This window comes from Rhodopirellula sp. P2 (assembly GCF_028768465.1).
Lineage (GTDB): Bacteria > Planctomycetota > Planctomycetia > Pirellulales > Pirellulaceae > Rhodopirellula.
Map to the genome: position 1 here is coordinate 1,212,933 of NZ_CP118225.1, position 20,147 is coordinate 1,233,079.

A 20,147-nucleotide genomic window follows, 5' to 3' on the forward strand; every position below is an offset into this window, starting at 1 on the left:
ATGTGCGGATCGACATGCTCTGCTAAGTCTCCCTTTTTTGAGACCGAGATTCGACCGATCTTGCGCGAGTTTTGCTTCGATTGCCATGGCGCGGTAGAAGAGCTCGAAGGCGGACTGGATTTGCGGTTGGTGCACCGGATGGTTTCCGGTGGCGATTCGGGAGAAGCGGTGGTCCCGGGAGATCCTGAGGCTAGTTTGTTGTTGCAGCTCGTCCGTGACGGAGAGATGCCGCCTGGCGAAGCACATGTCTCAGACGAAAAGATTGCTGTCTTGGAGGCTTGGATTGGGGCGGGTGCGAAGACACTGCGTGAGGAACCCAAGCATCTGGATCCCGGGATTCCAATCACCGAAGAAGAGCGAAATTACTGGGCCTATCAACCGATCGCGGACGTGCCCGTTCCGACCGACGTTCGCGACAAACGCATCCGTTCGCCGATCGATGCGTTGATCGCCGCCGAGATGCCTGCTGGTTTGACCTTCTCTGACGAAGCTGATCGATCCACGTTGGTGCAGCGTGTTTACAACGACTTGCTTGGTCTGCCACCGACGATCGAGCAAATCGAACCTTGGCTGCAGAGTGCAGAGCCGCTGTGGTTTGAAAACTTGGTGGATCAGTTGCTGCGGTCACCTCACTATGGCGAGCGTTGGGGCCGGCATTGGCTGGATGCGGCAGGGTACGCCGATAGCGACGGCTACACCGTGGCCGACAGCAACCGGCAGTGGGCATGGCGCTACCGTGATTACGTCACCAACGCCTTCAACGACGACAAACCTTTCGACGAGTTCATTCATGAACAGATTGCGGGCGACGAACTGGCTGGCCTCAAGCAGGGCGATTGGACGCCGCGTCAGGTGGAACTGCTGACCGCCACCGGGTTCTTACGAATGGCAGCCGACGGAACGGGCAGCGGCGACAACAGTCCTGAAGCTCGCAACAAAGTCATCGCAGACACGTTGCAGATCGTCTGCTCGACGTTGCTGGGTTCGAGCGTTCACTGCGCCCAGTGTCACGATCACCGCTACGATCCGATTTCACACGCGGACTACTTTGCGTTGCGAGCCGTCTTCGAGCCCGTGTTGGATTGGCAGGCGTGGAAGCCGCCCGCAGGAAGATTGGTTTCGCTGGCCACAGAACAAGATCGCGCGGCGGCAGCCAAAATGGAAAGCGAAGTCAGTCGCGTCGCTGCTGAGCGTGCCAGCCAGCAAGCCGTGTTCATTCAAGAGGTGTTCGAGCAAGAACTGCTGAAGTTCGAGGAACCACTTCGTTCCCAGTTGCGGGCAGCTTATGAAACTTCCAAGGACAAACGCGATGCAGAGCAGAACAAGCTGCTGGCTAATCATCCGAGCATCAACATCACGGCGGGGGTTCTGTATCAGTACCGTCCGGAAGCCGCTGCCAAATTGAAGGAGTACGATGCGAAGATCGCTGACTTGCGAGCTCAAAAGCCTGTCGAACAGTTCGTTCAGGCGTTTGTCGAACCTGCGGACCATGTCCCCGTTAGCCATTTGTTTCATCGCGGTGATTTCAATCAGCCCAAACAGGTCATTGAACCGGCTGCCTTGACCGTTGCTTCCGCCGAAGGGGCACAGGTGAAGTTTCCAGTCAATGATCCCGAGCTGCCGACGACGGGGCGGCGGTTGGCGTTCGCAAAATGGTTGACTGATGAGAGCAACCCGTTGACCGCGCGAGCCATCGTGAATCGGATGTGGATGCACCACTTCGGGCGTGGGATTGTCGCGACACCGGGCGAGTTTGGGCTCTTGGGCGACAAGCCCACTCACCCTGAGTTGCTCGATTGGTTGGCCAGTGATTTCGTCGAGCACGGTTGGAGCTTGAAGCGTTTGCACCGTCAGATCTTGACCTCGATGGCATGGCGTCAGAGTTCGCTGCGTCATTTGAAGGGCGAGACGATGGATGCGGAGAATCGTTTCTATTGGCGAAAGTCACTGCAGCGTGTCGACGCCGAGATCCTGCGAGATTCAATGCTGGCGGTTTCTGGCAGTCTGGATCTGACCCTTCATGGACCGCCGGTGGAGGTTGCGGAAGATGAAACCGGCCAAGTTCGCGTCGACGTGAACCAACCGCGACGCAGCATTTACGCGCGAGTCCGACGGAGCCAACCGGTTGGCATGCTGCAAACGTTTGACGCACCAGTGATGGGCGTCAACTGCGATGTGCGTCCCATGACAACCGTTGCGCCCCAGTCGTTGATGATGCTGAACGGGGCCTTTGTGCTCGAGCAGGCGGCCCTGGTCGCGGACCGGGCGATCGAGCGAGTTGCCGAAACAGCCTTGATCGGTGATCCAGTTCTCGCATCGTGGGTGCCAGAATTGCCGCCACTCGCTTGGCGTTACGGATCCGGCCGAGTGGACGCGGAGGCCGGCATGGTCCAGGCCTTTGTTGACTTGCCTCATTTCACGGGAACGTCGTGGCAGGGCGGTCCAACGGTTCCGGACGCTGTATTTGGATGGTCCATTCTGAACGCGGGTGGTGGGCACCCTGGCGACCCCGCCCATCCAGCGATCCGCCGCTGGACAGCGCCTGCCGACGGGCAGCTTCACATCGCGGGAACACTGCAGCATGGCAGTGCCAATGGAGACGGTGTGCGTTCGCGAATCTTTTCTTCGAGTGGTTTGAAGGGGGACTGGCAGAGTAGGAATCGAAAGGTCGAAACCCCGGTGGCTGCGTTTGCGGTTCAGTCGGGAGAAATGATCGATTTTGTCACCGACTGCATCACCAATGAAACATCTGATTCGTTCACTTGGTCGCTGGAATTGACGTTCACGCCGATCGATGCGACGCCTGTCATTCATGACTCGGTGGCTGGTTTCCAGGGACCTGAATCGGACCTCCAGTTGTTGCCGGCCCAAATCAATGCCGCATGGGAGATCGTTTTGTCGCGACCTGCCAGCGAAGCGGAACTGGAAATGTCGCTGCGTTTTACCAGCGATCAATTGGTCCTGATGTCCCATGATCTCCAAGGCACGCCGCCGGGGCGATCACGAGGCGAGCAAGTCCTGGTCAATCTCTGCCAGATGCTGCTCAATTCCAACGAATTTCTTTACATCGAATGACTCCGGAGCGTTTGACCATGGATTCCCCTTCCGTCCCCGGTACCCGCCGCCAACTCCTGCAACAAACCGGGATGGGCGTGGGGGCGTTGGCGTTGCAATGGATGCTGCATCAAGAGTCCGCGTCGGCGAAGCCCCCGGTCCTCAAAGCGGTGCCGCCCGGCGATCTGTTGCCACGCAAACCGCACTTTGAGCCGCGTGCCAAGGCAATGATTTCGTTGTTCCAACATGGCGGTCCCTCGCACATGGACTTGACCGATCCGAAGCCGGAACTGACGAAATACGACGGGACCGATTACACGGGCGACATTCAGTTTTCGTTCGTCAATGAAGCGAGTAAGAAACTGCTTGGCAGCCCCTTTCAATTTCAAAAGCACGGCCAGTGTGGAATGGAGTTGTCCGAGTTGTTGCCACACACGGCGGGCATCGTCGATGACCTTTGCCTGATTCGCAGCATGCACACCGGAGCGAACGGCCACGAGGTTTCGATCCGATACTTTCATGGCGGGATCCCAGCGGTGCTGGGGCGGCCAACGCTGGGGTCATGGTTGACGTACGCGTTGGGCAGCGAGTCACAGGACTTGCCCGCGTTCATGGTCTTGGCGGATCCCGGCGGGCCACCCGTCGATGGCGCAAGCAATTGGAGCAACGGGTTCATGCCCTCCATGTTTCAGGGGACCGTGCTGCGGCCCAAGGAACCACGGATTTTCAACCTGCAACCACCACCCCATCTCGCTGGAAAGTTCCAGCGACAGAACCTGGACTTCTTGCAAGAGCTGAACCAAACGCATTTGCAGTCTCACCCAGGCGAATCGGATCTGGAAGCTCGCATCGCCAGCTATGAACTGGCGGCCCGCATGCAAACCGCGGCCACAGATGCCTTGGACATTTCGCAAGAAACCGCCGCGACGCACACCATGTACGGCCTGGACCGACCAGAGACTCGCGAATATGGCACACGTTGTTTGTTGGCTCGACGGTTGGTCGAACGCGGTGTTCGGTTTGTGCAACTGTTCCACAACAATCAACCCTGGGACAATCACAGCAGCATCAAAACGGGTTTGACGTCCATCTGTCAAAAGACGGACCAACCCACAGCGGCCCTGGTCGCTGATCTTCGCCAGCGAGGCATGTTGGATTCAACCTTGGTTCACTGGGGCGGGGAGATCGGTCGGCTGCCGGTGACACAAGAGCATGGCTCGCCCGAGAAAGCGGGACGCGATCACAATGGTCAGGGATTCAGCATTTGGCTGGCCGGGGGCGGCGTTCGCGGCGGGATGACCTACGGCAAGACCGATGACTTTGGGCATCATGTCGTTGAAAGCAAAGTCACGCCCAACGATTTCCAAGCCACCGTGATGCATCTGTTCGGTTTAAACCACGAGGAGGTCGTCTACCCCCACGGCAACCAAGAACAAATCATCACGGCACATCGCCCCACGCAAGTCGTGCATGACGTGATCGTATAGGAGCTGCGTTCGCAGCGACGTTCCGACCGTTCCCATTCCACTTGCCATTGCCATCCTATTCCTTCCATCCTTGCACCATGTCTCCAAACCGATCGGGGACTTTCCAATCGAGAGGGTCGCAGTGTCTTGGGTTAGTTCTCCGTGGCGAACGGAATCGTTCCTCCGACGATTGGCAAACTCAGTTGGGTTTGCTGCAGATCGATCGTGAGGTTTGTGCCCGGTGTGGGATGCAGCGTGTAATCGCGATCGCTGGAAAAGATCATCAATCCGATCTGCTGCCCTTTGGCGATGACCTGGTCATCGGGTTGCAGGTCGAATGCGATGTCGTAGAACTGGCCAGGGACCAACGGTTTGCTCTCCCGCATGGATTCGATGTTCTGTGGATCCGCCCATCCGCGAGTGATGATGTTGTCGGTGATCTTGGAATTCTTCTTCGTGTTCCAAGGCAGCGAGACCAGCCAGACGCTCAAGTTGGCAGCGGGACGATCACAGGCAAGCCGCAGTTTGATCCGTGGGGTTCCCGAGAGATGAATCGCTTCGCTCAATTCCGGCGTGGCGTAGATCAAGCGATGTTCGGTGTATTCGGCTTGTGCCAGTGCTTCACCGGCGAATGAAAAGTTATCCACCAACGTTTCCGTGATGGGCTCCGTGAGGGCCGTTGTCTGCAAACGACCGCGTTGGGGAGCACCAGGAACCGGATAGACCACCACGTCTTTTGCTTCGGGATGCGGGTATTCGGGATACTCGGTCGGTTTGGTCCGCTCATCTTTTTCGCGAACAATCCAAGATTTCGAACCCTTTTCAACGCCGTTGTCTTCGCCATAGAGATAGTGAGTGAACCAGCGATTCATCATGCTGATCGGTGGAGGTCCTCCGTGTCCGCCTTGGTGCATGAACAGTTGGGTTTCGACACCGTTCTTCTTCAACGCTTCGTAAATTCGAATGCTGTGTTCAGGAACGACATTCCAATCATTGAACGCGTGCGCCATCAGCACCGCCGCTTTCACTCCGTCGACTCGGTTCAAGTAGTCACGCGAGGACCAGAAATCGTTGTAGTCACCGGTGGCTCGATCTTGGTTGGCCATCATTTGTTCGTCACGGATGTGGCAATCGCAATACGCTCGCGTCTCTTCGTTGCCACCGCTGTGAATGAAGTCGTACAGGATGTCGATGTCTTCCCCGAGGAAGCCGCCTGGATGGCGTACCAATCCATTGGATCGGTAGTAGTGGTAGTAAGAGGTGTTGGGAGCCACGGGGATGATGACTTCCAGTCCCTCGACTCCAGTCGTGGCGGCTGCCAAGGGAATCGTTCCGTTGTAGCTGGTCCCTGTCATGCCGACTTTGCCCGATGACCAATATGCCTCCACCGGGTCACCACCAAAGGGTTCCGTGAATCCTTTGCCGCGGCCACACAACCAATCGATCACAGCTTTGGGAGCGAGTGCCTCGGGATCGTCACCGACCGTCGGGCATCCTTGTGACAGGCCGGTTCCTGGGGCACTCGAATGAACGACGACAAACCCCCGCGGAAGCCAGTCTTTGACATGTCGTTTGGAGATGATCGGACGTGTTCCCTCGCGTTCAATCGCGGGAGCAGCCGAGCGTTTGGGTGGTTCGTCGCCGAGCTCTTGTCGGGCGTCCCAGAAATACGTTTCATCATCCCCCGTTGTCCCCGCGAAGTAGGGACTCGAGTTGTAGATCACGGGAAGCTTCAGCGACTGCGTGTCGGTTTGGGTTGGACGTGTGACACTGACGTGCATCCGATCCAGGTTCCCGTCTCCATCCAAATCGAATTCGGTTTCAACCCAAAGGTCGTGTCGGATCCAGTAGTCCGAGTCCTCCAGTTCCTTGATGATTTGCGCCTCACCATCCTTGATGACGGGGATTTGGACGTCACCTCCTTGGACAGGTGAGGTCACGAGAAACAGGAGAGCGAGAACGGGCAAGCGGAGGCGTTTCATGGTTGTGAAAACCCAGGTGAGATCGAGGCGAGACCGCACCAGCTTAGTCACCTCAGCGAACCACCTTCAAGCGACAGCCGAGAATCCGGGGTAGGGGAGCGTTTGGCGAATCTACCGCCCGTTTTGGTCTGTTTCTCCTCCGATATGATCGACCATCTCGGGGGGATTGAACACGAAAGCAGCCGACCCTGCCGCACTGCTGCTTGGAAAAATGTCCTTGGAATCGAGCGTTCAGCTTGTGAATGCAATCTCGAGCGTTTCACCCGCGAGCGGATGCTTTGGATCGAGTGTTTGCAATTGCAACCGCATCGCGTTGTCTGTCAGGACGGCTTCGACCCAGCCGTTGGGACTGGTCTTGTTGAACAAGTAAGCCACTGGTGGAAGGTTGATCAGGTGGAAATGGCCGCGTTGGCTGTGAGACCATTGGTGCGAATGACCATAGAGATAGGCTTTGACATGCTTTCGGCTGTCCAGGACCTCCAGCAGCTTTTGCGTGTCGGAAATGCCGTTCCACGGCTTGCCTTCTTGGGGGGCAATGAACTGGGGGGTGTGATGCGTCATCACAATCGCAGGCTTGTTGCTGCGGGCATCCAGTTGCTCGGCGAGCCAATCGATCTGTGCATCGCCGAGTTCCCCTGTCACCACGTTGACGCGGAACAAAGAGTCGAGCAGAAACAAATTGGCATGAGGTGTTTCGACGACGCTGACATGCTTTGACATCACCGCCGTCGCAGCAGGCCGCTGCCCGGACAGTGCATCGTAGAGCGGTTGTCGATCGTCGTGATTCCCCATCGTCAGGTGCAACGCAATCCCTGCTTGCTCGGCAGGTGCCAGGCAACGGACGAAGTTTTGATAGTCCCCGGGCAAGCCTTTCAGGTACGCACAGTCGCCATTGACGATCAAATCGGACGGTCGCGTTTTTCGCGTGAGGACTTCACCGATCACCCGTTGCAGGTTCTCGGTCATGTTCGTTCCACGTGCTGTCACGTCGGGCGAACTGGGGATGTGAGTGTCCGAGAGCAGGGCGAGCACGGTGGCATTGTCGCTGGCAGCGGAGGCCGTTTGCGTTGCTGACATCAGCAACGCGGTGCCACCTCCGATGGTTGTGGTTTTTAGAAATCCGCGACGAGATTGGGGGATTTGATGGATGGGCACGAGACGACTCCGGTGGGAAATGGGGTGGGATTCACGCCCATCTTACTTCATGGCCTCACACGACGGTCTTGCGCATCGCCATGAGATTGTTCAACACACGAGTCGATGACCAGATGAATTCCCTCTGTCACCTCAGCTGTTTTTCTTTTCCTCGACACAGGGACGGCACGAAAGAATGGATCAATGTGCAACGATGGCAGCCACCCAGTTTTGTTTGCTGGGGGCCTTCAGCGTCGCGCGGCTGCCGCTGGCGAGTGGCTGCTTTGCTCCGAACTCCCCGGTGTCAATGTTGATCCACTGCAGGGACATTGGACTCTTGGCGTCGGAAAGATCGAGTTGAACTTCACCACCCAGTGGAAGGTAGACGGCGCAAGCGGAACCGGTGTTGGCTGCTGCGTAGGCTTCGTTTTCGTCGCGGTCTGACAGCAACTGATTCTTCGGCTCAATCGACCACAGAGGCACGAGCGATTCCAGTTTGCGAGCCGCTCGGAGACAGGCAACTGCTTTGTCGTTCAGTCCCAGACCACTGTCGGGGCGGTGAAATCGCATGGAGGCAGCACCCGCCAAAAGGTGTCTCCAGAATCGTTCGATTGCATCCTGGTCCTTGTGCCCAAATTTGTTGCCATCGGCTCCGTAGGTTTTGGTGGTGTTGATCGGTCTTGGTTGAGTGGAAAGGTATTCCCGCACATCCAGGAAATTGTCCCAGTGTTTCTGGCCTTTGTTGTGGTTGTTCTGGGAGATGTCCACAAAGTCATAGAGTTCCGGATGATCAAACGTTCGTTTGTGACGTTCGGCGTTCAGGTTCCAATCGTCCCACATTTCAGTGAGATAGATTTTCTTGCCTTCCTTCGCAGCCCGCTGTTTGATGAAGTTCGCCCAGTACCGACTCCATTCTTCTTCGCCATTGGTTTCATTGTCGATGCAATAGAGGACGTGATCGAACGGCAACGAATGCTCGAGCAGTTGATTGACGAAGCGTTTCTGGAAACGAAGGATGGTTGAGTTGTTTCGCTGCTTGGGCGTTGTGAAGAAAAACGGTTGTTTGTTGGCACCTGGATGATCGGGGTAGCGTTTTGCGAACCCTGATTCTTCGTAGGTGTAATTGACATTGTTCACTGGGTTGTACGGATGGACTTGCCAGCGATCACTGTCACGATTGTCCGTGTAGTCGAAGCGGTCCCAAATCTCGATCTGCACAAAAATGTTTCGTTCCGCAGTCGCGGTCAGCATTCGATCCAACCGCAGCCAGTATTCTTCGTTCCACTCGTTGAGGTCGTACTTTCCGTTCTCAAGTTGCTTGAACGGGTAGACCTCAAAGTCCTTGTCATTTCGATCGCTCATCGTGTTGCGAATCACGTTCCCACCGGCTGCGGCGAGGCGGTCGAGTTGGGCCTGGAGTTCATCTTCCGGCCACTGGAACAAGTTGTCATCGTCACTGCCGCCCAACATCAACACGGGCTCGCCGTGGTAGCTCCAATACCAAGGGTTCTCGGCCCACGGACGCAGTGGTTCGTCAGCGAGTGTGGTGCCGCTGAGAACGGCGCAGAGCAGGGCTGAAAGAGTCACCGTGTGTACAATGGAAGCCGAAGCCAATTTGGCGAGTGTGTGCCTGATAGCCATGATCTTGAGTCCGAATTGCTTGCCAACGATTGGCGTGAACGTCGAAATGAATTGCGTGAGACACCAATCATAGCCGTTCGGATCGAGCCGGTTTGGCGGTTCCATTTCGTTGCTGTGGGATGGAGCCGGCAGGGGTGCCGCATGAAGTTCGCAGTGGACGAACCGTTTGAGTCCCAACGGGACGACATGTTTTTGCCACGGGTGTCTGGGGAGGACGCGTTGTTGAGAGCATCCCCAGTCCCGCAATGGCCGCTCCGATTGCAGCACCGGACAGGTGGGATTCGACCAGCGGTTGAAAACCTTCGGCGTTGACGAAGAGGATTTCTCCGGTGGTGAATTCGTAGCCAAGTTTTGCGAGGAGCAAGACTCCAGCGGCGGTCCAGAAGCACGTGAACGTGCGGTCTCGGTCGGCGAGAGATTGGCGGATTTGGATGGCGAGGAACCAAACAAACAATCCCGTGTCGATGCCGCTCAGGCCTCGATAGGTCGTGACGTCTTGGCACGTGAGCAAGATGGTCGCGGAGATGCCGAGCGACATCGCGATGAGTGCGATGGGAAAGAGCCGAGGATTTTGTCGTTCGCAAGCGGCACCCAAGACCGCGAACATCAGCAAGTCCCAAAACATGTGGCCGCCGCCAAAGTGGGTGAGGTGACCGGATAGAAGCCGCCACCACTGCCCGGAGGAAACGGCGGCGAAGTCGAGTTGCAACCCAGCGGTTAGGCTGGGGAAGGCGTACGCAGCGATCGCGATGACTGACATCAGCAGCGTCACTGGAAGCTGTCGGATCCAGACGCTTCCCTGGCGGCACACCGATGGGATCGATGTGCCGTTGGTCTTGGGAAGCGTTGGGAGCAGTGATTCACCGGCGCTCATCGGACCACATCCTGATTGTTGCTTCGCGACTTCCGTCGACGCATCATCGCGGCCACCGCACCGCCGAGGGAAACGATCCCAGTGATCGGGCCGATTGGTCCGCCGCCTCCTCCACCGCCGCCCCCGTAGTTGCCGCCGCTCGATCGTGGTGCCGGCGAGGGTGTTGAAGCGGGCGTTGGTGTTGAGACGGTTGCCGGTGCAGAGGCGGCTGGCACAGCGGGGGTTGAGTGCGTGGATACCTGATGTCGAGGTGCTGGCTTCGCAGCGACCGATCGGCCGGCTGATTTTTGGGTCATGCCTTCAGGTGTCATGACTGGGACGGCTTCGGTGACCAGTTGTCCTTGCGGTGGTTCGGAAAGTTCTTTTTCCACCGCGATGAACGACGTGTACTGAGTCATCAGTTGATGCTTCAGTCCCAACTCAGTGATCTCGGCGCGGCCCGCAGGCGTTTCAGCTCCCACGTCACGGTTCCAGATTTGCCGAATTCGTTGGCGAGCCCAGACCGGACCGATCGAGTCATGCTCGGCTTCTTGTTTGGGAAGTTCGAGCTCCATGCCCATCTGAACAGGCTGGCCTGAGACGTTGCCCTTCAGCGTGATCGTGCCGGTGGCTGGTGTGTCGTAACGGCCCAAGACGATCAGAGGTTTGCCTGCGTACAGATCGGGAAGCCGCGAGGGAACTTGGTCTTTGACAACCAGTCCTCCCCAATCGATTTGCAAGTCGGTCATGTAAGGTTGGCTGGTCAGTTCATGGAACCGGCGAGCGATCTCCGGCGTGTTGTCTTGGTTGGTGACTTGCATTGAAAACCCGCGTCCCATCTCGGCCGCACGGCTGATCAAGTAGTCATTGGGTGCGGCTCCGAATGCGATGGGGAACACGCGAGCATCTTGGAACTCGGGTTGTTGGAGATAACGAAGGATCGAGTGGTCGTTGCCGACGAGTGCATCGGTCATCAGGACCATGTAGCGAGGACGCGCGGATTCGTCTGACTCGCCGCCGAGTGCCAACTTGAGTGCGGGCAACAGGTTGGTTCCACCGCTGGCACGCAGACCGCGAACGAATTGCTTGGCGGATTGGATGTTCGCGTCGGTTGCCGCGATTGCATTGGGTTGGAACGCGGTCGTACGGTTGCTGAAGGCGATAACTCGGAATTCGTCGTTGGGGTTCAGGTGATCGAGCACATGATCCGCGAACAAACGCAGTTGGCTGATCGCGGGCCCGTTCATCGATCCGCTGGTGTCCAACACCAAAATCACTTCGCGAGGCATGATTTCGGTTGGTTCGATCGACCACTTGGGTTGCAACGCCAACATCACGTAACCATCTTCTGCGTCGGATTCGCGATGGGTTAGTGAAGCCAGGGTGCTGTCATCACCAGCCAAGCGATATTCGATGATGAAGTCCTTGTCTGCGATGGTGGATTGGTTCTTCAGTGTGATCGCAGCGTGGGTATCGGAGGTTTGTTGAATGTTCAGCTCATGAGTGACTGGCACGATTTGCTGAATCGGCATCGCGGCATCGATCTTGACTGACACAAACACGTCGTTGCCGTTTCGCATGCCTTCGGGAAGGGAATCGGGGGTGATCCGCGAGGCGTCGGGGACTTGATCGGTGTCGGCTGCCCAACCGCGTCCCACGTTGGGACGGCTGACCGGGGTTCCTGGGATGTATCGCGGGCCAACAACCATGGGGAAACGGAAGACGTAGCGATCTTCGTCGATCTCCAGCGGGTGCACGTATTCGATGTGGACGGTCACCTCGCTGTTCGCTGGGATGTTGGCAACGGATTGAGAGAACACGTTGGCTCGCTCTTGTTCCAACAGTGCCGCTTTGCGACCCTCGTCGCGAGCTTGTTCGTATTCTTGCCGGGCTTCTTCTTTTCGTTTGACTTCGCCGACGATCACTCGTTCGCCGATCTGAAAGGAATAGGCGTCGACGGCGCAGTTCTCAGGCAGCGGGAACACGTACAACGCTTCCAGCCGTTCAGGATGCGGGTTCTGGAACACTTGCGAGACACGAACACGTGCCAGCACCCCTGAGATCTCAGCTTCCACCCGAGTCTCCTTGAGCGTGAAGCTGGGGCTGGGTGCCGGCAGTTTGGCTTTGAGTTGTTCGAAATCGTTTTCGCCGACTCGCATCTGCCCCTGCGTGACGGGCATTCCGCCGAGCACGGTGTAGCCGGCCTGTACGACGGCAGAGCAGAGGAAGGCGGAGGCCAGAACGACGACGGACGCGATCAAAGGCAATCGTGTCGATTGCATCCGATGGCCGGGGGATTGAGCGTTCACGAGACGAGGTGCTCCAGGGATTGAGAATCGAAGTGACTCTCTAGAAAGACCCCGTTGTTGGGGTGGTGCAGCGCGAAATCGTGAAACTTCTCACGGAGACACCATTCAGCCGGGCGATTGCGAACAGGCAGTCGCGGGGGAGTGTCTTTGTCCCTCTCTGAGAACTTTAGGTTGACATCGAGGAAGCGTTGATTCGCCGGACGAGTTCCGCCACGGCGGGATGGGATTGACGGTAAGACACGATTTGGATGTCGAGGCCGTGGCGGCTGTGTTGGTGGAATGCTCGCTCGATCGCGGCGAGGATCCATTTCTCCTGGTTCCCGAAAACGCCTCCGCCCAGGAGCGTCAGGTAAACGGCCCGGCTACCGGAGTTTTGCATGTTGATCACCGCAGCGGCTAGCGTGGCTTCGTAAGCCGCGTCCAGCACGAGCTTCGCGAAGTTCGCCCATTGATCAGCTGAACGCTTGGGGAATTGCCGGTCGTATGCGACTGGCAACGCTGAGCAATACGCTTGGCTGACTCGATGCTTGGCACCGCGGAGCGTGACTTCGGTTTGCCATTGTAGGCCAATTCGCAGTTCTCCGCGAAGCTCATTCAGTTCGTCCTCACTGGCCTGATGAAGCTTGGTGGTGATTTCGTTGAGCCCATCGTTGGTTGGGAAGAGGTAGCCGTTTTGCATCTCCCACAATCGGCAGCCGACATTGCCGAGTCGTTTGCCGAGGTCACTGGAACAGTCGATTTGAACCGCCGCACTTTGGCCGATTGATTTTCCAACCGGAGCAAAGTAGTTGCGGTAGATCGTGCCCGCACCGCAAGCGATCGCACACGCGGGGCCTTGAGTGGGGTCTGACTCGTAGATCTCAATCCCATGCTCGGGTGTTACCGATGGGCTGGTCATTTCCAGCAAATTGAACTGCGAGGCGACTTGGAACATCGCGTTCTCATTGGCAGGTCGAGCGTGCAGTCCGCAAGCATCCCCGACGATCTCATTTAGGGTGGAGTGCTGCGGTTCGACTTTCAAATCAAAAACGGCTTGTCGGAGTTCTGAAAGCTTGGGTGTTTCGAGACGGCCAAATGCAATCCGTTTTCCATCGGAGCAGACGATGCAGTCACCGTCGATCGAAAGTTGTTGGCGAACCTGGGCGGGGGATTCTTCGCTGATTCCCGTCAATTGTTGAAACCACATCACGTTTTGGCTCGATGAGAGAGAGATCGACTTCATTCCAGTCACGCTAATGAGCAATGATTCAATCACACGTGGATCGGTGAGCCATCGCAATCGTTTTTTTGTCCATGTGCCCCTGCTCACCCTGCCGATTTGTTTCGCGGCAGCGAGTCGTTCTGCGGTGATTCAGCTTTCTTAGAATGCCCTTCAAACCAGGTTCGGGTGGTTCTGGAATCGGAAAGGTCTCACAGTACAAAACTTGAAGCTCTGAATCGGGATGTTTGCAGTAAGCTTCCTCGATCAGGTACCGTCGTCCCTTTTCAACATTCTTTTCTTGGAGGGCAATGAATTTTTGGTGTCGTTCGCTTCTTGACATCGAGTTTCTCCTGGCTACCGATTGAAATGGAGTCGATGCGGCGAAGATATTTCAGAAATTGTAGCGGTCTGTTGATCGCGAAGCCTCATCAAGGCCGTGGCCAGGTCGCCGTTTTTCGGCTGCTTAGCCGGCGGGATTGCGGGCTTTGACAAGCAGGCGGTTGAACTCAGCAAGTTCGCCTTCGGAAAAGTGAGAGAGTTGTCGACGATGCAGGGCCAGGATGGGGCTGTCGAGTTTGGAGAGGAGTCGTGTGCCGGCTTCCGTGATCGACAGCATGCGGTTCGGGTGGGAGACAGAAACCAGTTGTGCTGAAACCAATTGGTCGACAAGCGATTGAATATCATCTTCTGGAAGAAGCAAGAACGTCCATTGGCTTTGCCCCTCGCTTGGGAATGGCTGAGTTGCTCACATCGCCTAACTTTGGACGATCTGACTAGAAGTATGGTGATTTGGATATTTAAAGTCCAGCTGACCGGTCGTAATATGGGCAGATGTCGATCGCAGCGGCCGCCGACATGACGACGCATTCTGTCAGCGATTCATGAAGGCCTGATCGGGATCCATCACGATGACCTCTGTGCGGATCGGCTGACGGATGCGAACCGATTGAATCAACGCTGGAAATGGCAGCGTTTCGAAGCCATTTCATGTGTTTGCTTCGCCGTAGCCAAGAGGGGATACGGAGGATCGACCGAGCCGACAAAACGACCGGGAGTCATTGCGGGCAGCGGTTTCTCCGATATCTTTTGGGGACCATGAATGATCCTCTGCCCAATCCGCCCGAATCAAATGGTTCGCCCGATTCCAACCGTTTGGCCGAGTCTGACAGTGCGCCTGTGTCGAAAGGGACGCAGCCCAACAATCCGCTGCATGGCGTCACGCTGAAAGCGATGGTGGAATACTTGGTCGACGAGTATGGCTGGGAGCGGTTGGGAGAGCGAATTCGGATCGACTGCTTCACGTACGACCCAAGTATCAACAGCAGTCTGAAGTTTCTTCGCAAAACAGAGTGGGCTCGCGCCAAAGTGGAGCGTCTGTACCTGGACTCGATCAGCTATGACGAGCGAAAGGGCAAGAAGCAAGCCGAGCCCACGGACGTCCCCAAGAAGACCGGCAGCGTTTGGGATCAAGCACGTCGGAGCTGAATGGCGATGGGGGCCTGGCTGGGGTGCTGCCGGCAATGGGCGGAATGCTGAACGGTCCGAATCGGGTTGTTTTCAGGGGGCGATGTATCAGAATGTGGGCCACCCCCACGGTTCCTGGACCAGCCTCTCCCGACTTCCCACCCGTCGACTGTCAGGAATCACAGCAAAGGAAACCCATGCCCACCTCCGTTCCGTTTGTTCGCCATGCGAGCGCCTGCCTGTTGGCTTGCGGCCTCATTCTCAATCTGTTGCCGTGTCATTTTTTGAACACTGGCACACTGCACGCCCAAACAGTGGACCCCGGCTCGGTCTTGGGCGACACCAGCATGCCTGCACCCGATCATGTGTCGCAGAAATTCCCTTATGGGATCACAGGGAAGACGCCACCGACTCTGACCAAGATCAATCACGACGGGCAGCCGCCCTATCACAAGCACCGCATCAATCTCAGAGTCTTTCAAGGTTGTCCGCAGGTTGAAATTTCCGATGGCGGCAGGCTCTGGGCGACTTGGTTTGGATCCAACGTCCAAGCGGAACGAGCGCCCTTTCATCACGACCAATTCTCGGTCATCTCGACTTCCGCCGACGGTGGGAAGACTTGGAAAGAAGTCTTTGTGTTCGACCCCAGTGAGCTCCTCGGCGGAGGAGCGTCTGACCCGATGCTGTGGAAGGACTCGAACGGCAATGTTCGTTTCATCGGCCTTCGCAACATCGATTTCAAAGGGCAAGACGAATTTGCCACTTCGGCGTGGGAGTTCACCATGCTCGATCCTGAAAACGAGTACACCGCATGGAGTGAGCCTCGGTTGCTGGGGAACAAAAACATCTCCGTCATGAAGCCATTGGTTTTTCCAGACGGCACGATTCTGCGCTCGATGGACGACTTCAAGTTGGTCGGCGTTCGAGACAAGGTCCGAATTCGTTTCTTGAAAGAAGGCGTCGATGGCAAGCCGTTGTTCGTTTCCGAACTTCCCGTCGACAATGACGCGGTGTTTGCGGAGCAGATGCCCATCCTCCGGAAAGACGGCAGCCTGTTCACCTTCTACCGTGCCAAGAAAGGTCAGAAGTTTGCCGAGTCCTATGATGGCGGCAAGACTTGGGAACTGGGCGGCTACTTCCCCATGCAGTTCTCGATCAATACGAAGTGCATTCTCAAAACACTTCCATCGGGAAGAGTTCTGTTGGTCGCCAACGACGTCCAGATAAAGGAAGAAGCCGGCCGGAGAACCTATCACTTCACCGACGAGAACGGTGAAGAACGCGAGCTCCAAAAGCACAAGACCGCGCGCACCCGAATGACCGCCTATCTCAGTGAGGACGGTGGCAAAACCTTCCCGCACAAATTGCTTTTGTGTGACGACGGTCAGATCAGCTATCCGTCGGCGGCGATTGGAAAAGATGGGGCCATCTACATCGTCTACGATCAAGGACGCGGCACGATCGGCCAGCACACGATCTTTTTGTCAAAGATCACGGAAGAGGATGTTCTGGCGGGCAAGCTCATCCAAGACGAGAGCTATTTGAACAACATCGTGAGCCGTCCGAGCGACCATGGTGGCGGTCGCCGCGAAGGGGATAAACTTTAGGTCGACTAGGTTGCCACGCCGGACGCGCGGCTCGTCACGCTGATGTTGTGTTGCGAACGAGTCTTGCGATGGCCAGTTCTTCGTTGGTGTCGACCACCAGGGTGTGAACCCGGGCACCAGACGCTGAAATGTCCACGGTTTCTTCGCAGCACGCTCGGTTCTTTTGTTCCGACAACGCGATCCCAAAGTGCTGGAGCGACTGGCAAACCAGCCCGCGGATCTCGGGGGAATGCTGGCCGACACCGGCAGTGAAGACCAACGCATCCAAGCCGCCCAGGATGGCGATGTAGCTGCCGATCGTTTTGATGATTCGGCGAACGTAAATGTCAATCGCCAGTGTCGCGGCTGGATCGCCAGTTTGCCGACGGTCGAGCACCGTCCGCATGTCTTGATCGCCGCACAGGCCGAGCAGGCCGCTTTTGCGATTGAGTGCGTTTCGAACCTCGCTCGGTTCGAGCCCGGCGTGCTCGGTCATGTGCAGCACAATCGCGGGATCCAAATCGCCTGAGCGCGTCGCCATCACCAGTCCTTCCAGTGGTGTCATTCCCATCGAGGTGTCCACGGCGCGACCTCCGATCGATGCGGTTGCACTGGCCCCGCCACCGAGATGCAGAGAGATGATGCGAGATTCATCGTTGCCACCAATGAACTGGATCGCTTTTTGAGTGACGTACTGGTGCGACGTCCCATGAAAACCGTAACGACGGACGGCGTGCTTCTGATACCAGTCTTCGGGGACAGCGTAGCGATACGCGGCGGGGGAAAGTGTTGCGAAGTAAGACGTGTCGAAAACCAGGGCTTGGGGTGTTCCGATTTCGACCAATCCCTCCACCACCGAACGGGCAGCGGGGTTGTGCAGTGGGGCCAAGGTGTCCAGGGTGCGAAGGCGGCTCAAAACGTCTGGCGTGACGAGGGTCGGCCCCAGGAACAGGTCGCCGCCCTGCACGATTCGGTGCCCGATCACGCAAACGTTGTTCAATCCGACTTCGTCGATGGCGATCTTGGCGGCCACGACGTGATTGATCGCATCACCGCCGGGTTGTCCAATTCGATCGACCAACCCCGATGTGGTGACTTCCTCCGTTTCGGCGTCAATGCACGCGTACTTCAGCGTCGTGCTGCCAACATTGAAGACCAGGACATTCATGGCGCCACCGTTTGGGCTTGGATGGCGGTGATCGCCACGGTGTTGACGATGTCGGTCACGGTGCATCCACGCGACAGATCGTTGACGGGCTTGTTCAACCCCTGCAAGACGGGCCCAATTGCGATTGCGCCGGCGGATCGCTGAACGGCTTTGTACAAGTTGTTGCCGGTGTTCAGATCGGGAAAGACCAACACGGTGGCTTGTCCCGCGACCGGGTTGCCGGGCAGCTTGGTCGCGGCGACATCGGGGTCGACCGCGGCGTCGTATTGCAGTGGTCCTTCGACCAACAAGTCGGGCCGTCGTTTGCGAACCATCGCCGTCGCTTCACGGACTTTTTCGACATCTTCGCCGTGCCCGCTTTCGCCAGTGGAGTAGGACAGCATGGCGATCTTCGGATCGATGCCGAACTGAATCGCGGTCTCGGCACTGCTGATTGCAATTTCAGTGAGTTGTTCAGCGGTGGGATTGGGGATCACGGCGCAGTCACCATAAACGAGGACCCCTTTCTTCAAACACATCAGAAACACACTGCTGACCACCTTCACATCGGGACGCGTACGAATGAATTCAAACGCCGGGCGAATGGTGTTGGCGGTGGTGTGAATCGCACCGGAAACCAGGCCTCCGGCCAAACCCCGGTGCACCAGCATGGTGCCGAAATAGGTGACATCGATCATCCGGTCGTGAGCGATGTCGGTGGTGACACCTTTGTGTTTTCGGAGTTGATAGTATTCGCTGGCGAACGATTCCCTGAGCGGGCTGGTCGCGGGATCAATGATTTCGAGCCCATCGTTGGGAAGCATGACGCCGGCACGTGCCGCCGCAGCCGCGATCAGGTTCGGGTCGCCGAGCAGAATCAAGTCGGTCACATCGCGACGCCGCAACACATCGACGGCCTGCAGGATTCGCGGTTCCGTCGCTTCGGGCAACACGATTTTGACGCGTTGCTGTCTTGCTCGCTGGATCAGCGAGTGTTCAAACAGCATCGGTGTGATTCGTGGGACCACGGGAGCTTGCAGTCGATCGGCAAGTGAGTCTGTGTCGACGTGACGTTCGAAGACTCCAATCGCGGATTCAATTTTTCGCGGGGAATGATCTCCAATTTCAGCGCGAACCTCCGCGGCTTTGGAGGCGACCGTGTAGGTGTCTTCGTTGGCGACCAGGATCGGCAACGCGTTGGCGTTTTCGACCAGGCGGCGGATGGAGGGCGGTGGCAGGATGCCGCCGGTCAGCACGACTGCCGCTGGTGATGGTCCGTCGGGTTGCGAGCATGCCAGCACGCAGCCGACCAGGATGTCGCTGCGGTCACCGGGGGTCATCACGAGCGCGGCGTTGGACAGTCGTTCCAGGAAACCTGGCAGTTGCATCGCTGCAACTTTGAGAACCGCGACTTCTCGGTCCAGGGAGGACTCATCGCCAGAAACCAGTTTGGCGCCGATGCCGAACTGAATTTCGCGAACCGTTGGTTGGCGCAGCAACGGTTCATCCGGAAGAAAGTACAGAGGTGCTTTGGAATCCAGTTTGGAGGTCTTGATGGCCGCGTGCAGGGCCGTCGATTGATCGTCGGGGACTTTGTTGATGATGGTCGCGATCAATTGTGCGCCTCGGTCCACAAAGCTCTCGTTCCCAATCAGCACGGATTGCACGCACTCATCGACCGAGCGATTTCCCATCGCGTAAACGGACAGAACACGGGAGCCGATGTTGGCGGCGATGTCCGCGTTCAGTTCGAACTCCAGTTCCGGTGCAAGTCCCTGGTAGCTGGTGCCTTCAACGACGACAAAGTCGGCCTTCGCTTCGAGTGTTTTGAATCGTTGTTGAATGAGCTGGATCAGGCTGCTGTAGCGGTCGTCGGCTAGCATTTGTCTGGCCTGCGCACGCGTGACACCAAACATTTCGTCGGCCGGAGTGACGAGCCCGTATCGGGATCGCATCATGCGAATGCTCTGGTCCTCGTCGGGGCCGAAATGAACGACTGGACGAAAGAAAGCCACTCGACCAAATCGTCGGGCGGCCAGTTCCATCATGCCCAGGGCGACCATGCGTTTTCCGGTCGCGTTGCCATTGGTGCCGATGTAGACGCTGCGTTGGATCAAAGGTTTGCCGTGCCGCTGATGAGGTCACAACCACGCCTGAGGCGGACGGTTGCAGGGGTTGCCGGTGGCTCAGTCTACCAATTGCCGCGGTGATCGCTCACCGGACTGAAGGCACCTGATCGGAATCCGCCAGTGGCCTGCTTGTCAGTCGGGGAGGGAGGCGGCGGATTGCTTCCAGTTCAATGGGGCGAGG

Annotated in this window: 13 protein-coding genes; 4 read left to right on the forward strand and 9 right to left on the reverse strand. The window is 57.2% G+C overall.

Annotated elements, in window-relative coordinates:
- The first annotated feature begins 60 nt into the window (after positions 1-60).
- Positions 61-3,075 (forward strand): PSD1 and planctomycete cytochrome C domain-containing protein, encoded by a 3,015-nt coding sequence (locus PSR62_RS04245; RefSeq protein ID WP_274406572.1) that lies wholly within the window; start codon positions 61-63, stop codon positions 3,073-3,075.
- A 17-nt stretch (positions 3,076-3,092) separates the two neighbouring features.
- Positions 3,093-4,541 (forward strand): DUF1501 domain-containing protein, encoded by a 1,449-nt coding sequence (locus PSR62_RS04250; protein WP_274406573.1) that lies wholly within the window; start codon positions 3,093-3,095, stop codon positions 4,539-4,541.
- A 131-nt stretch (positions 4,542-4,672) separates the two neighbouring features.
- Here PSR62_RS04250 and PSR62_RS04255 read toward each other — a convergent pair whose 3' ends face one another.
- The 7 genes from PSR62_RS04255 to PSR62_RS04285 all read right to left on the reverse strand — a co-directional run bounded on the left by PSR62_RS04255 (position 4,673) and on the right by PSR62_RS04285 (position 14,340).
- A complete protein-coding gene (locus PSR62_RS04255) occupies positions 4,673-6,502 on the reverse strand; it encodes a Xaa-Pro dipeptidyl-peptidase (protein WP_274406574.1) in 1,830 nt (609 codons plus the stop codon).
- Positions 6,503-6,733: 231 nt separating this feature from the next.
- The gene (locus PSR62_RS04260) at positions 6,734-7,657 is read right to left on the reverse strand and encodes a metallophosphoesterase family protein (protein ID WP_274406575.1); all 924 of its coding nucleotides are present in this window, start codon (positions 7,655-7,657) and stop codon (positions 6,734-6,736) included.
- Positions 7,658-7,837: 180 nt separating this feature from the next.
- On the reverse strand, positions 7,838-9,277 hold the full coding sequence (locus PSR62_RS04265; RefSeq protein ID WP_274406576.1) for a putative collagen-binding domain-containing protein: 1,440 nt from the start codon (positions 9,275-9,277) through the stop codon (positions 7,838-7,840).
- Positions 9,278-9,344: 67 nt separating this feature from the next.
- Entirely contained in the window at positions 9,345-10,151 is an 807-nt protein-coding gene (gene rrtA, locus PSR62_RS04270; RefSeq protein WP_274406577.1) for a rhombosortase, read from the reverse strand.
- Positions 10,148-12,439, reverse strand: coding sequence for a VIT domain-containing protein (locus tag PSR62_RS04275; RefSeq protein ID WP_274406578.1), 2,292 nt, complete (start codon positions 12,437-12,439; stop codon positions 10,148-10,150). The genes rrtA and PSR62_RS04275 overlap by 4 nt, the downstream gene beginning before the upstream one ends.
- Positions 12,440-12,605: 166 nt before the next feature.
- Positions 12,606-13,661 (reverse strand): hypothetical protein, encoded by a 1,056-nt coding sequence (locus PSR62_RS04280; RefSeq protein WP_274406579.1) that lies wholly within the window; start codon positions 13,659-13,661, stop codon positions 12,606-12,608.
- A gap of 442 nt (positions 13,662-14,103) precedes the next feature.
- Positions 14,104-14,340 carry a hypothetical protein gene (locus PSR62_RS04285; RefSeq protein ID WP_274406580.1) on the reverse strand — a complete coding sequence of 79 codons (237 nt, stop codon included), beginning with the start codon at positions 14,338-14,340 and terminating at the stop codon, positions 14,104-14,106.
- A 395-nt stretch (positions 14,341-14,735) separates the two neighbouring features.
- Here PSR62_RS04285 and PSR62_RS04290 point away from each other — a divergent pair, with 395 nt between their 5' ends.
- Positions 14,736-15,125: a VF530 family protein gene (locus PSR62_RS04290; RefSeq protein ID WP_274406581.1), complete on the forward strand. Its 390-nt coding sequence runs from the start codon at positions 14,736-14,738 to the stop codon at positions 15,123-15,125.
- A gap of 44 nt (positions 15,126-15,169) precedes the next feature.
- A complete protein-coding gene (locus PSR62_RS04295) occupies positions 15,170-16,711 on the forward strand; it encodes an exo-alpha-sialidase (protein WP_274406582.1) in 1,542 nt (513 codons plus the stop codon).
- Positions 16,712-16,745: 34 nt separating this feature from the next.
- Here the strand turns inward: PSR62_RS04295 and PSR62_RS04300 are convergent, their stop codons facing one another.
- A complete protein-coding gene (locus tag PSR62_RS04300) occupies positions 16,746-17,858 on the reverse strand; it encodes an acetate/propionate family kinase (RefSeq protein WP_274406583.1) in 1,113 nt (370 codons plus the stop codon).
- Positions 17,855-19,954, reverse strand: a complete 2,100-nt coding sequence (pta, locus tag PSR62_RS04305) for a phosphate acetyltransferase (RefSeq protein WP_274406584.1) — start codon at positions 19,952-19,954, stop codon at positions 17,855-17,857. The genes PSR62_RS04300 and pta overlap by 4 nt, the downstream gene beginning before the upstream one ends.
- Positions 19,955-20,147: the final 193 nt, after the last annotated feature.

Coding starts and splice junctions, on each gene's coding strand:
- PSR62_RS04255 (WP_274406574.1), bottom strand. CDS start 6,502: ATGAAACGCCTCCGCTTGCCCGTTCTCGCTCTCCTGTTTCTCGTGACC.
- PSR62_RS04250 (WP_274406573.1), top strand. CDS start 3,093: ATGGATTCCCCTTCCGTCCCCGGTACCCGCCGCCAACTCCTGCAACAA.
- PSR62_RS04280 (WP_274406579.1), bottom strand. CDS start 13,661: ATGAAGTCGATCTCTCTCTCATCGAGCCAAAACGTGATGTGGTTTCAA.
- PSR62_RS04295 (WP_274406582.1), top strand. CDS start 15,170: ATGCTGAACGGTCCGAATCGGGTTGTTTTCAGGGGGCGATGTATCAGA.
- rrtA (WP_274406577.1), bottom strand. CDS start 10,151: ATGAGCGCCGGTGAATCACTGCTCCCAACGCTTCCCAAGACCAACGGC.
- PSR62_RS04290 (WP_274406581.1), top strand. CDS start 14,736: ATGAATGATCCTCTGCCCAATCCGCCCGAATCAAATGGTTCGCCCGAT.
- PSR62_RS04300 (WP_274406583.1), bottom strand. CDS start 17,858: ATGAATGTCCTGGTCTTCAATGTTGGCAGCACGACGCTGAAGTACGCG.
- PSR62_RS04265 (WP_274406576.1), bottom strand. CDS start 9,277: ATGGCTATCAGGCACACACTCGCCAAATTGGCTTCGGCTTCCATTGTA.